Source organism: Acinetobacter higginsii (genome assembly GCF_000369845.1).
Classification (GTDB): Bacteria; Pseudomonadota; Gammaproteobacteria; order Pseudomonadales; family Moraxellaceae; genus Acinetobacter; species Acinetobacter higginsii.
In genome coordinates this window covers 884,941-897,691 of the sequence record NZ_KB850211.1, presented here as the reverse complement: position 1 = coordinate 897,691, position 12,751 = coordinate 884,941, and the positions used below count along the sequence as shown (strand labels likewise).

Below are 12,751 nucleotides of genomic sequence, written 5' to 3'. Positions count from 1 at the left end.
TTAAGCTGCAATCACAAAGACAACTCATAAAGAAATCCGCAAAAGTACTTGACCTTAAACCTCACTTTAAACATAGCATCAACCTCAGGTATCAAATGAGGAACCTGTCATGTTTAACGTTTGGAATTTTGCAAAGTGGTTGATTGGCATTTTTATGCTCATATTCATCAGTAATATGACCTATGCAACCGAAACTGCTCAACAACACGTACAAGCTAAGCCAAAAGGCAAAATTTTGGTGGTGATGACCAACCACTCAGCTTATCCAACTCGATCAGATACGACAGGATTGTGGCTGACTGAACTCACCCATTTTTATGATGTCGCACAAGCGGCTGGCTATGACATGGATTTTGTCAGCCCACAAGGTGGTGCTGTACCGCTAGATGAACGTAGTCTTAAGCCAATTTATGTTGATCAATCAGCAAAAAAGCACTTGGATGATCCCCAATTCATACAACGCTTAAGCAATACACTAGCACCCAATGCCATTGATCCTTCCCACTATAAAGCGATTTATTACACGGGTGGACATGGCACCATGTGGGATTTTCCCAACAACCAAGGCCTAAAGCAGATCAGCGAAAAGATTTATCAGCAAGGTGGTGTTGTATCGGCAGTATGTCATGGTGTTGGTGGGTTATTGCCGCTTCAAACCCCAACGGATCAGCCCCTCATTGCAGGTCGTACTGTTACAGGCTTTGCCAATATTGAAGAGACTTTATCAGGAATTAAGTCTCAAGTGCCTTTCTCGTTGCAAGATGGATTAGTACAACGAGGAGCAACATATAAACGAGCTTTCCTTCCATTTACTTCTTATGTAATCGCTGATGATCGGATTATCACGGGGCAAAATCCACAATCCAGTAAAGAAATTGCAGAGGTAGTCGTTAAGCGCTTAAATAGTTTGAATTAGACTTTTTTCTATAAAAACCAGATTTGATTATCTGGTTTTTTTTAACATCTACATAAGTTTAGTTTTATCTTATTAAACTTGAACATAGCCTTCCTAAATTTTCCCCAAAAAATAGTCCTCTTATATTTCAGGATGAGGGCTCAGAAATAACCTCCTTATACTTCACGGAAAATTAGGTAACTGCTATGATTTTCTTAAATTCATCACAACTATACTTATTACGGCTCCCATAAATGATAATCCGAGCCACAACTTAAACAGGAAATTAGCCTTATGGGGTTCTCCATCTGCCCCAGCTGGGGTTAGGAAGATGTGAGTGCTAAATAGAATTACGCCTCCCCAGTAGAGAACAGAAATAAGCACACTCACAAGAAGGGTTATTCGTAACTTTTTTAGCTTGGTCATCTATTTAACCTCATAAAACCAAATGCGCTTGGACTTGCTGAAATCACTCCAGATTCCATTGATAACTATATCCACTGAATGCGAAAATAGCTCCCCGTACCTGTAATCCGAGTCTTATTTCATAAGTTCATATGCTTCATTCCTGTTACTGCGTTGGATTGAGCTAAATAGAGAATAAAAAATAAATTTATAAGTAAAGCAGATTCTTTATGATCAAAAACCACTTTTTCCTTTCCAATGTTTTTAATTGCTTGCCCATAAAAAAGCCAATTACAGATTGTTCTGCAATTGGCTGTTGTTCAATCAATCTATTATCAGAATAGTGACAATGACTTGAGCCATCTTAAGATGCAAATGAATATGTACGCATCCGTTGTTTATATTGGCGCATACGACATGTCATTGCTGATTGTTGCAAAATCAACGCCCAAAGCGGAGAAACTTTTGGATTGGTTGATTTACCAAGACTGAGTTTACGTAACTGGAATTTCACTGTGGCCATATTGGCAAGCGACGCTAAAGTTTTATTTTCCCAAGTAATTGTTTTCAACTCAGGTGCCGTATTTTGCCCTCGCTTCCACTCATTTGGGAGATTTGGATCGATTGCCAAAGCTGTGGCAATCCCCACCATATCGACACCACTTTCAATGACTTGTTCAGCCACTTGTTTACGACGGATTCCTCCCGTCACCATTACAGGCATCTTCGCAACTTTACCAATTTCTTGAGCAAACTCTAGAAAATAAGCTTCTCGCGCCAAGGTACGACCATCGCGTGCCTGACCTTGCATTGCTGGTGCTTCATAGCTACCGCCAGATAACTCAACCAGATCAACAGCCAGTTCATTGAGCATCATAACCACTTGCTGTGCGTCTTCAGCACTAAAACCACCGCGTTGAAAGTCAGCCGAGTTCAGCTTCACCGCCACTGTAAATCTATCTGAAACCACAGCACGCACCGCTTTAACAATCTCAATCAAAATACGTGCACGATTTTCCAAAGAGCCGCCCCACTGATCTTGACGCTTATTACTGAGTGGCGAAAGAAACTGACTGAGTAAATAACCATGCGCAGCATGGATTTCAACACCAGTAAAGCCTGCTTTTTCTCCTAGACGTGCAGTGTTAGCAAAACGTTGGATCACTTCATTAATCATGTCTTGGTTCATTTCAATTGGGATATTAAAACGATCTGACATTTTTCCCAAATCTAAAGCGACCGCTGATGGTGCCCAAGTCTCTTGACCTAAATTAGATTGCATTTGACGGCCAGGATGATTGATTTGCAACCACACTTGTGCACCCTTCGAACGACCGATTTGCGCCCAGCGTTTGAAGGTATCCAAATATTTTTCATCCTCCAGTACGACACCACCTGGCCCTGTCATGGCACGACAATCCACCATGACATTACCTGTGATAATCAAACCTACACCTCCATCCGCCCAAGCTTGGTATAAACGCATCAGCTCTTCAGATGGCGCATGGTTTAAATCGGCCATATTTTCTTCCATTGCTGCTTTTGCAATACGATTGGGGATATGCGAACCATTCGGAAAAACTAATTGTTCAAATACTTTCATTTTGATTACCTCATTGAGTATGGGTTTACTTTAAGATTAAAGTAAACTTTAATGTCAATAGGTTTGATCAAACTTTATCAGTATTTTCGAATCATCGAAATAAAATCATAAACTTAACCAGTGATACCAATATCAAAAAATCTTTAAAATAAAAAATAGAGGCAAATATACCTCTATTCTTGAATGGTATTTTGAATCTAATCAATGCCGCCTATGCACGGATGAATGCCAATAGATCTGGATTAATCACATCGGCATTCACGGTTAACATGCCATGAGAAAAACCTTTGTAAGTTTTTAAAGTCCCGTTTTGTACCAGTTTGGCAGACAATGCCCCAGAATTTTCATAAGGTACCACCTGATCATCATCACCATGCATTACCAATACAGGGACTGAAATCTTTTTCAGGTCCTCAGTAAAATCAGTCTGGGAAAAAGCGACAATGCCATCATAATGTGCTTTTGCGCCACCCATCATGCCCTGACGCCACCAATTCCAGATCACAGGTTCAGACGGATTTACATCTGGACGGTTAAAACCATAAAAAGGGCCCGCTGGTAAATCATAGTAGAATTGCGAACGGTTTTTAAATAACTGATTTTGCAAGTCATCAAAGACTTCTTTCGGTAGACCGTCAGGATTATTGGCTGTTTTAACCATAATCGGTGGCACCGCACTCACCAAAACCGCCTTAGCAACATTCGCTTCGCCATGACGTGCAATATAGTGAGCCACCTCACCACCACCTGTGGAATGGCCAATATGAATCGCATTGTTAATCCCAAGATGCTGTACCACGGCTGCAACATCATCTGCATAATGGTCCATGTCATGCCCATCCCACACCTGACTGGAACGACCATGTCCACGACGGTCATGTGCGACAACACGGAAACCTTCATTTAAAAAGAATAACAGTTGAGCATCCCAATCATCTGAACTCAATGGCCAACCATGATGAAAAAATAAGACCTGTGCATCGCGAGGTCCCCAATCTTTATAAAAAATATCTACACCATCTTTTGTCGTAACAAATGCCATCTTTGTTTCTCCTGTGTAAGATTTACACTGTCGATTCATGATCTATGTTCTAATTAATACGCTTATAACTACATTTTTTAAGTACCATCCGTGTGGATAGTGCTTCTATACTAAGGTTAAAGTTCGCATTAAGGTCAATGCTTTTAGTCCTATTCTGATAATAAAAATGTAATTTAATGATTAAAAATAACTAGATGATCAATAGTCTTACTTATTGAAATCAATGGTTTTTTCACAATTTTAAATGTTTTCAGCACTTGTTTTCTTTACATTGTTCACACGAATTAGCTTTGTACTTATCAAATATCAAATTTTTCGGCTTGACATTAAAGTTCACTTTAATCTTATAGTGAACTCAAATGTGAGAAATGTCCTAGTCGCTGACAGACATTTTGAACAACTTGGTCAATCAAAGGTTTACGAATATGCAAAGCAATAAACAGTTTACTGAAGTTGAGTTTGGGCAACATAAAGTCAATGTTCCCAAAGATGGATATTATGATCGGTTTAGAATGAATCCTGATTTAGATCAAGTTGTACAAGACCCTGCCGTTGGGAATATTGATTTCTTCCGCAAAACGCCTAAACAATTAGTTGAATCAAGAGTCGGGCCTGTTTGGGCACCCAATTTTTATTATCGTAGTGGCAATGTACAAGTGCTGATGTTAGCACCACTTAAACAACTCAAGCAAAAATTACCCGCGCCTTTAGAGCCTTTACAGGCCTTTCCTGGCTATGGGCTGGTCGCTGTTACCTTCTTTACATACTCTGTTTGTGATAATGATCCATATAATGAAGTCTCTGTCGCAATTGTGGTCCGTAAGCCTAATGCACATGGTTCTCATGCTTTAGAGCTCATCAGCTCGATTCGCCAACACCATTTTTACGCACATGTTTTAGCGCTACCTGTAGATACAGAAATTGCGCGGGTCCGTGGTGTTTATGGTTACCAACTTCCTAAATGGCTCACTGAAATTAAGGTCGATATCAGCTCCAAAGACGTGAATGCGAGCCTAACGGATACATCTGGCAAAATCGATTTAAGCCTGATTGCACCGACACCTCACTTAAAGCAGGTAAAATCTGAATCACGTATGAGTCAAGCAACGATGTTACATCTAGTTGATGGCAAGTGGCAGCAAACCCTAGTTCAATCTAATCTCTTATCTTTTGGACAAAAACTGCTGCCTAGAAAAGTCAAATTAGTTCGTCATGGCGGACCTTTAAGCCAATTATTAGATGAACTTGGTGCATCAAAAATTCTTCGTTTAGATGTGATTCAAGACGCGCAAGTTATTCTCCACCTACCCAAAGCACTTTAATATTCAACTCATCAAATCGTTAAGGAAAAACAAGTAATGACAAAATTAAATTATGATCTTGTGGTCTTTGGTGCGACTAGCTTCGTCGGCCAGATTCTAACTCAGTATTTGGCCGAATATTTTGCCACTCAAAAAGAACAGATCCGTTGGGCAATTGCTGGACGTTCACAGCAGAAATTACAACAGGTCAAAGATGCGCTTGGCCCTATTGGCCAAGCTGTCCCGATCTTGGTTGCCGATGCCAATAATCAAACCGAACTCGATGCACTTTGTGCACAAACACGTGTAGTGGTTTCGACAGTTGGTCCTTATGCTCTATATGGCGAACCATTAATTCAAGCCTGTGTGAATAACGGAACAGATTATTGTGATCTGACTGGAGAAACCCAGTGGATTAGACACATGATCACCAAGTATGAAGCGCAAGCACAACTCTCAGGTTCGCGTATTGTGCATTGCTGTGGATTTGATTCAGTTCCATCGGATATGGGCGTTTATTACCTGCAGCAACAAGCACAACAGCAGTTTAATGCGCCTGCCACTCAAGTTTCCATGCGGGTTAAAACCTTAAAAGGTGGTGCATCTGGCGGTACAGTCGCGAGTTTGATCAATGTGATTCAAGAAGCTGCGGCTGATCCTGCATTGCGTAAAGATCTACTTAATCCATATATTCTCAGCCCCGCAGGTCATGGCAATACCCAAAGACAGATTTATATCAAAAGCGCCAAATTCGACCCTGATTTTAATGCATGGATTGCGCCTTTTGTCATGGCCGCTGTAAATGAACGTGTGGTACAGCGTTCTAATGCTTTATCGGGTAATGCCTATGGCAACAACTTTCGCTATAACGAAGCGATTTTGACAGGTGAAGGGTTCAAAGGACGTTTAAAAGCCTTAGCTGTGGTCTCTGGTCTGGGGGCATTTATGCTCGCTGCGGTCAGTAAACCGATTAGCCAAGTGATGGAACGTTACCTATTACCAAAGCCGGGAGAAGGCCCTACGCCAGAGCAACAATTGGCAGGACGATTTGACTTACGTTTTGTGGGTAAAACCGATGCAGGACAAAGTCTAAAAGTCAAAGTAACTGGTGACCGTGATCCTGGTTATGGTTCTACAGGAAAGATGTTGGGACAAGCAGCGCTGAGTCTTGCCATTGACCATGCCAAAGATGGCAAAAAATCGACTGCTCAAGGTGGCTTTTGGACACCTGCGACCATGTTTGATGATCGATTTATTCAACGTTTAACAAAACATGCTGGGCTTACTTTTGAGCAGGTTTAAAATCTTCTGTTTTTAACTCGACTTTCTGAGGGAAACGTTTCAATAAGTGAATACTCATTGTTAAAAACAGCATCATAAAACTTATCAGGCCTTAGAAATTAAGGCCTGATTTTAAACCTTAAAGCATGAGACGTTTTCTTGCTGCGAGATACTCTTTTTCAAGTCGGCTCACGAGTTCTTCGACTGAAGTAGTGGCTTTGATTGCATTTAAACCTTGACCACATCCCCAGATGTCACGCCATGGTTTGACCTTATGCTGTGTACCATCTTCATTCGGTGTACTGAAATCCATATCTTTCAGATTACCTTCGGGTAAATTGGCTGGATCAAGCCCCGCTGCACGAATACTTGGTGCCAGATAGTTACCATGTACACCTGTAAATAGATTGGAATAGACAATTTCATCTGAATTATGATCGACAATCGCCTGCTTATAAGCATCCTCGGCATTGGCTTCATGTGTGGCAATAAATGCAGAACCAATATAAGCAAAGTCTGCTCCCATCGCCTGTGCAGCAAGAACCGCATCACCAGTAGAAATCGCACCCGACAAAGCTAAAGGTCCATCAAACCATTCACGAATTTCCTGAATTAATGGAAATGGACTCTTGACACCTGCATGACCACCAGCACCTGCAGCCACTGCAATCAAACCATCTGCCCCTTTTTCAATCGCTTTCTTAGCAAAGGTATTGTTAATAACATCATGTAAAACTACACCACCATAACTATGTGTCGCATCATTGATTTCTGTTCGTGCACCTAGAGATGTAATCACAATCGGTACTTTGTATTTGACAATCAATTCCATGTCATGTTCCAGACGATTATTGCTTTTATGCACGATCTGGTTGATTGCAAAAGGTGCCGCAGGTCGGTCTGGATGTAAGGCATTATGTTCAGCAATTCCTTCGGTAATCTCTTTCAGCCATTCCTCTAGCTTTTCGGCAGGTCGTGCATTTAATGCTGGCATCGAACCAATCACACCAGCTTTACATTGCGCCAGCACCAGCTTGGGCGTGCTAATAATAAATAACGGTGAACCAATTACAGGGAGTCTCAGGTTTTTCATTAATTCTGGAATTTTTGACATTACTTTTATCCTTTAGATACTCATTATTTCAAATAGATAAAGCTTTTTTTAGAAATAAGAAGCATTTCACTTTTTTAAAATTCACTTCATCATATCTAGATAAAAGTTTTTATGCAACAAGTTGCATAAACTTTACATTCACGTCTGTTTAGTAAGTAAAATGACAAAGCAGTTGAATGAAAAATCTATTATTGAATTAAATATCAGCATATTACCTGTCTATCTAACTTAATTTTAATCAGCAAAGATTCTTGCCTCTCATGGTCATGCCTTAAATCAGTAGCAAATTCTTTTCTTTTGCTGCCATGTGATTCCCCTTTTTTATCAGCATGATTAAATAAGAATCGTTACCAACAATATCAATGCACTAGTTATTAAAGATGATATGCTTCGTTAATTTTTATTCTTTTATCAATCTCCTGGAGCTATTTTATGAGCGCAATGACAAAGAAGTTGCAACAGATGCGGTTTGCTTCTGTGCTTGAAGCCGTCACTTTATTGTTGCTATTCCTCGTGGCGATTCCGCTCAAGTACGCATTTGATTTACCGATAGCGACAAAGATTATGGGCCCGATTCATGGTCTGGCATTTTTATTCTATCTTTGGAACTTAGTCCGTACGGCTTCACTTTGGTCTGGCGTAGAATTGCTTCGATTATTTGTGCTTGCCTTTATTCCATTTGGTGGCTTCTTTAACGAAAAATACATCGCACAACGCCAAGCCAAGCTATAAGGCTTTTATACTGATACTGAAAAAAGGAAATCTAATGATTTCCTTTTTTATTGTTTGAAAAATAAAAAAGCTATTCATACCAGATCAATGCGTGATTTCACATCTGGTTCACATTCCAAATTTTATTATAATTTTAAAAGGAGTGAGATCATCAATATGAATGTTATAAAAACACTGGCTATCTCAACACTGAGCTTACTCTCCTTAGTTGCTTGTAAAAGCATATCGAGTTATACCGCTGATTATGAGAAAGCAAATCAACAAATCCGTGGAATCCCCTTAAGTGATGCACAAGCTCAAATGATTGGTCAGGATTTTGTTTCCGCATTTAATAGTATGGGCACAGTAAATTTTGTAAAAAATGCAAGCCAACTCTATGCTGATAATTTATACATAAATGACACACTCTCTCAATTCTCAACTAAAAAAGAGCTGATGAAGCATTTTGAGGGAATGAATAAACATGTCAGTAAGGTATCGGTAAAATTAATTAGTGCAACCCATAAAAATGACTCGGCTTATATTCATTGGCAAATGACCTATGATTTTAAAATGTTTGGTCGAATAAAAACAATGTCTTCCTATGGCATTAGCCAAATCAAAGTGAATGCTGAACATCTCATCATATTTCAACAAGACTATTGGGACCCAGCGAATGGTTTATATCGCTCTGTTCCATATATCGGAACAGGCTATTCTTTGCTTCTCCCCTTTAAGAAATAGTCTAAGATTTACGCAAATAAGTGCAGAATAAACTATGAACAATATTTCGTTATTAGAACAATTAAATAAGATTGAAGGTTTAATTATCTTGGCCTTAGTCGATGCTTTTGATGGTTCTATTTTAGAAACTATAGGTGAAGAGTTTTTTAATTTTGATTTCGCGGTGACTGAAGGTGTGAATCTATTTAACTACCAGAAAAAATTAATGGATGAAATTAGTCCTCATGATTTTCTAGAAAGTGTGCTCATGTGTACGAATCATCAATACCACATTATTACACCACTAGAAACCAACCATAGTGTTTTCCTCTATGCAATTTTAGACCGTACTCAAACCAATTTAGGCTATGCAAGCTATGAAATTCAAAGGATTGAACGTGGTCTGAACTTCTACACTTATTAAATATGACTCAGTATATAGGAATAAAACAGACTGACTAAACAGTAGCATCTAGGTGAAAAAATGAATAATTATTTTATGCAATTGGGATTTAGTTTTTTAGTTCTTATATTAAATTCTAATCCGGCTCATGCAAATATACAGAAATGCAAAACAGTACCTTTAGTCGTTACTACAAAAACAGTTGGCACTGTCAGCTACTATGCGGACAATTGCCATCAGAATTGGGAAAGTCAAAATATTCAATTAGATTTTTCTTACGACCAAAATATTCCAGAATGGGCATTCAAAAAAGCAGCCAACTATTATCTTAAAAAAAATATTAGCAATTTTGCTAACGACTCTGTATTAAACCAAATTACTGAACTGTACAAACCTGTAAAAAAAGGTGATTTATATTCTTTAGCCTATAGTCAAATGAACAAACAATTAAAGCTCTCTCTTAATCAGAAATTGTTAGGTTCGATCACAGATCCGCAAGCGAATCAATATTTCAAAATATGGTTTGGAAGCTCACCTTTTAATGCTAAATTAAAGCAACAATTACTAAATCAATAACTTGATCTAATTATTATGAACAATCAATTTATTCTTATGGTGGAAGATCATTATGAACTTGCTGCCACGGTTTGTGAATTTCTAGAACAACATGGTTTTGTTGTAGATCATGCACGTAACCTCGATGCCGCCCGTAACTTTTTAAAAACACATCCTTATCATTTACTTTTGCTTGATATCAATTTACCTGACGGTTCAGGATATGACTTATGTGAATGGCTCAGAACAGACCAAGGCAAAGATATTCCTATTTTGATGTTAACAGCCAGAGATACTCTCGACGACAAATTAAAAGGCTTTAGTGCGGGAACAGATGACTATCTTGTCAAACCTTTTGATTTTAATGAACTGGTCATGCGTGTACGTGCCCTGATTAAGCGATCTCTTGGTGAAGTATCAAGCAGTAAAATTCAAATTCACGATCTGATTCTAGACAGTGCGACTCAAACCATAACACGCGCAGGTCAATCAATTGAACTCCCTCGTATTCAATTCAAATTACTCAAAATTTTGATGCGAAACTCTCCCAAAGTGATTACCAAACAAGAAATTATTATCGAGCTGTGGGGCGATGAAGAACCTGAAAGCGATGCATTACGTAGCCATATCTACAATTTAAGAAAGATGATCGATAAACCTTTTCAGGAAAAATTGATCCATACCATATCTGGTGTAGGTCTAAAAGTTGCTTTGGATATGACAGCGCATTAATTTATATATACGACGACGATTAAGCCTGTTGTATTTTCCAATTGCAGATGAGGATGTGTATTTAAATAATATTGTCGGTCAAACAGCTCAACTCGCCAACCTAACTGGGTACATAATTTCTTAACCAACTGTAAACCAATGCCGTGACCTTTGGCGTTAACTTGAAGTTGTGAACTATTTAACTCCTGAACCTTACAATCGTTTGGCATTGCAATACCAATCCCATTATCGGCAATTAGAATACTATTTTTGCGTTGAATGATATGAATATTAGAACCTTGAGAATAATTCAGTGCATTGCGTAAAATATTGCTCAACACCATTTTGGTCATGGATGGATAAATCCATCGTGCTGATTCCTCAGCATCATCTTGTACAAAAATCTGCACGCCCTTGCCTTGACTGACAGGTTCCAGATCTCTGACTAAATCGTTGATGATATTGGACAACTTCACATGCTCTGCAATCAATGTATTGGTTGTATTACGTGCAATTGCCAGCAGAGTTTCAACCAGTAATTGCATATCATCAATGGTATTCGAAATACGATGTAGTGATTTATCTTCACCGTATTTGACCTGACACAGCTGCACATTGCCTTTTAAAATCGTCAATGGTGTCCGTAACTCATGACTGACATCGCCTGTAAATTCGCGCTCTCGGTTAATAAACTCACTCAATACTTGATGGTATTTTTCTAATGCTTGTTTTAAATATTCAGCTTCCATATTGCCATTGGTACTGATTCCTTGGAATGGAGATACCTCCTTATACTGATGTGCCCAATCAATATGTTCTAAGGCATTTGCTAAACGGGTAATTGGCGAAAAATAACGTTTGGCCCGCCGATTTGACCACCATAAGATGCTATACAGCACAATAAGACTGAACATTAACGGTGCTAAACCAAACATCCAAACGATTTTATTGACATTGCTTTCACCAAAAACCAGTAGCACATGCTGCCCATTTTTTTCACCATATACAGTCATACGATCTTTTCCGTCGACAAAGATTCGGTGAACACCTGGTTTTAGCGATTGATTTTGAAATGCTAAAGGTGGTTTTTCACTTTTCCAACGGTAACCATATAAGTTTTTAGTATCGGGCAAATCAGCATTTGGATTACGATCAACACGCATCCAGTAATGCTCCATTTCTTGTTCAAGTGCGGTTTTAAGCAATGAGCCTTTGATCACCCAGGCACTGCATGCAATCCCAATAATAATCGAAAGCGCGATCAATCCAATTTGCAACCAATAATAACGATTAAACATCCGACTCAGTGGACGGTTATTGGCATCGCTTTTATTGGTTTTAAACATAATCTTGCCTATTTACACAACTGCTTGTTTTAATTATACGACTTTCTTTTTGAACAGGAAGTGACCAACGATCCATTCTTGCCCCTGCTCAAATCCAAACAATTCAGCACAAGCCATAAAAAAGATACGCCAACGTTGCCACCATGCCGCCGCATCTTGTGCATATACCTCTTCAAAAAGTGGTTTTAATTGTTCAGCATTACGATCCATGTTTTCCAGCCATGCATTTGCTGTTTTTTCATAATGAGTTCCAGACCATTGCCAATGTTGCGATAATTCCAGATGCTGTTGAAAGTGTAAAAATGTCGAACTTGCAGGCATCAATCCACCTGTAAAAAAGTATCGCGACATCCAGTCATATTCACTTTTGATTTCGAAAGGATAGTGTAAGAAACGATGACAGAAAATATGACACCATAACAGTCCATCCGCTTTGAGCCACGATTGGATTTTTTCAAAAAGCTTTTGGTAATTTCTTACATGTTCAAACATTTCGACTGAAACAACACGATCAAATGTGTTTTGCTGCAATTCCAGGACATTGACATCACAGGTAATAACATCAATATTCATCAAGCCATATTTCTCAGCTTTGGACAAAATATGCTGACGTTGCGTCGCTGAATGGCTTTGTTGCACAAATAGACGAAAGGTAGAGTTG

General features: G+C 39.0%; 12 protein-coding genes and 1 pseudogene. 8 read left to right on the top strand and 5 right to left on the bottom strand.

The features are described 5' to 3' along the window. The first annotated feature begins 109 nt into the window (after window positions 1-109). Window positions 110-916, top strand: coding sequence for a type 1 glutamine amidotransferase domain-containing protein (locus F885_RS15675; protein ID WP_005313816.1), 807 nt, complete (start codon window positions 110-112; stop codon window positions 914-916). 748 nt (window positions 917-1,664) lie between these two features. Here F885_RS15675 and F885_RS15685 read toward each other — a convergent pair. Both F885_RS15685 and F885_RS15690 read right to left on the bottom strand, forming a co-directional pair. Continuing rightward, on the bottom strand, window positions 1,665-2,903 hold the full coding sequence (locus tag F885_RS15685; RefSeq protein ID WP_005313797.1) for an NADH:flavin oxidoreductase/NADH oxidase family protein: 1,239 nt from the start codon (window positions 2,901-2,903) through the stop codon (window positions 1,665-1,667). Window positions 2,904-3,114: 211 nt separating this feature from the next. After that, complete coding sequence (locus F885_RS15690) at window positions 3,115-3,945, bottom strand: alpha/beta fold hydrolase (protein ID WP_005313795.1); 831 nt, start codon at window positions 3,943-3,945, stop codon at window positions 3,115-3,117. A gap of 425 nt (window positions 3,946-4,370) precedes the next feature. Between F885_RS15690 and F885_RS15695 the strand changes: the two genes are divergently transcribed. Beyond that, window positions 4,371-5,267 (top strand): acetoacetate decarboxylase family protein, encoded by an 897-nt coding sequence (locus F885_RS15695; protein ID WP_005313793.1) that lies wholly within the window; start codon window positions 4,371-4,373, stop codon window positions 5,265-5,267. A gap of 36 nt (window positions 5,268-5,303) precedes the next feature. Continuing rightward, complete coding sequence (locus F885_RS15700; protein ID WP_005313791.1) at window positions 5,304-6,548, top strand: saccharopine dehydrogenase family protein; 1,245 nt, start codon at window positions 5,304-5,306, stop codon at window positions 6,546-6,548. 118 nt (window positions 6,549-6,666) lie between these two features. Here the strand turns inward: F885_RS15700 and F885_RS15705 are convergent, their stop codons facing one another. Continuing rightward, complete coding sequence (locus F885_RS15705; RefSeq protein ID WP_005313788.1) at window positions 6,667-7,641, bottom strand: NAD(P)H-dependent flavin oxidoreductase; 975 nt, start codon at window positions 7,639-7,641, stop codon at window positions 6,667-6,669. A gap of 432 nt (window positions 7,642-8,073) precedes the next feature. Here F885_RS15705 and F885_RS15710 point away from each other — a divergent pair, with 432 nt between their 5' ends. The 5 genes from F885_RS15710 to F885_RS15730 all read left to right on the top strand — a co-directional run bounded on the left by F885_RS15710 (window position 8,074) and on the right by F885_RS15730 (window position 10,765). Then, window positions 8,074-8,373, top strand: a complete 300-nt coding sequence (locus F885_RS15710) for a DUF3817 domain-containing protein (RefSeq protein WP_004806966.1) — start codon at window positions 8,074-8,076, stop codon at window positions 8,371-8,373. A gap of 156 nt (window positions 8,374-8,529) precedes the next feature. Beyond that, window positions 8,530-9,096: a nuclear transport factor 2 family protein gene (locus F885_RS15715; RefSeq protein WP_005203749.1), complete on the top strand. Its 567-nt coding sequence runs from the start codon at window positions 8,530-8,532 to the stop codon at window positions 9,094-9,096. Window positions 9,097-9,130: 34 nt separating this feature from the next. Beyond that, entirely contained in the window at window positions 9,131-9,499 is a 369-nt protein-coding gene (locus F885_RS15720) for a hypothetical protein (protein ID WP_005313786.1), read from the top strand. Between the two features lie 60 nt (window positions 9,500-9,559). Further along, a complete protein-coding gene (locus F885_RS15725; protein ID WP_005313783.1) occupies window positions 9,560-10,054 on the top strand; it encodes a chalcone isomerase family protein in 495 nt (164 codons plus the stop codon). Window positions 10,055-10,069: 15 nt separating this feature from the next. Further along, window positions 10,070-10,765 carry a response regulator transcription factor gene (locus F885_RS15730; RefSeq protein ID WP_004806955.1) on the top strand — a complete coding sequence of 232 codons (696 nt, stop codon included), beginning with the start codon at window positions 10,070-10,072 and terminating at the stop codon, window positions 10,763-10,765. On the opposite strand, the gene F885_RS15735 is transcribed toward F885_RS15730, so the two are convergent. Both F885_RS15735 and F885_RS15740 read right to left on the bottom strand, forming a co-directional pair. After that, window positions 10,762-12,090, bottom strand: a complete 1,329-nt coding sequence (locus tag F885_RS15735; protein WP_005313780.1) for a sensor histidine kinase — start codon at window positions 12,088-12,090, stop codon at window positions 10,762-10,764. The two genes, F885_RS15730 and F885_RS15735, sit on opposite strands and share 4 nt — an antisense overlap. Before the next feature lie 33 nt (window positions 12,091-12,123). Beyond that, window positions 12,124-12,720 (bottom strand): annotated as a pseudogene (locus tag F885_RS15740) (class I SAM-dependent methyltransferase); the annotation flags it as partial. Window positions 12,721-12,751: the final 31 nt, after the last annotated feature.

What these genes read in the sequence shown, in the direction of transcription:
- F885_RS15675 (WP_005313816.1), top strand. Translation starts at nt 110, where the DNA reads ATGTTTAACGTTTGGAATTTTGCAAAGTGGTTGATTGGCATTTTTATG.
- F885_RS15685 (WP_005313797.1), bottom strand. Translation starts at nt 2,903, where the DNA reads ATGAAAGTATTTGAACAATTAGTTTTTCCGAATGGTTCGCATATCCCC.
- F885_RS15690 (WP_005313795.1), bottom strand. Translation starts at nt 3,945, where the DNA reads ATGGCATTTGTTACGACAAAAGATGGTGTAGATATTTTTTATAAAGAT.
- F885_RS15695 (WP_005313793.1), top strand. Translation starts at nt 4,371, where the DNA reads ATGCAAAGCAATAAACAGTTTACTGAAGTTGAGTTTGGGCAACATAAA.
- F885_RS15700 (WP_005313791.1), top strand. Translation starts at nt 5,304, where the DNA reads ATGACAAAATTAAATTATGATCTTGTGGTCTTTGGTGCGACTAGCTTC.
- F885_RS15705 (WP_005313788.1), bottom strand. Translation starts at nt 7,641, where the DNA reads ATGTCAAAAATTCCAGAATTAATGAAAAACCTGAGACTCCCTGTAATT.
- F885_RS15710 (WP_004806966.1), top strand. Translation starts at nt 8,074, where the DNA reads ATGAGCGCAATGACAAAGAAGTTGCAACAGATGCGGTTTGCTTCTGTG.
- F885_RS15715 (WP_005203749.1), top strand. Translation starts at nt 8,530, where the DNA reads ATGAATGTTATAAAAACACTGGCTATCTCAACACTGAGCTTACTCTCC.
- F885_RS15720 (WP_005313786.1), top strand. Translation starts at nt 9,131, where the DNA reads ATGAACAATATTTCGTTATTAGAACAATTAAATAAGATTGAAGGTTTA.
- F885_RS15725 (WP_005313783.1), top strand. Translation starts at nt 9,560, where the DNA reads ATGAATAATTATTTTATGCAATTGGGATTTAGTTTTTTAGTTCTTATA.
- F885_RS15730 (WP_004806955.1), top strand. Translation starts at nt 10,070, where the DNA reads ATGAACAATCAATTTATTCTTATGGTGGAAGATCATTATGAACTTGCT.
- F885_RS15735 (WP_005313780.1), bottom strand. Translation starts at nt 12,090, where the DNA reads ATGTTTAAAACCAATAAAAGCGATGCCAATAACCGTCCACTGAGTCGG.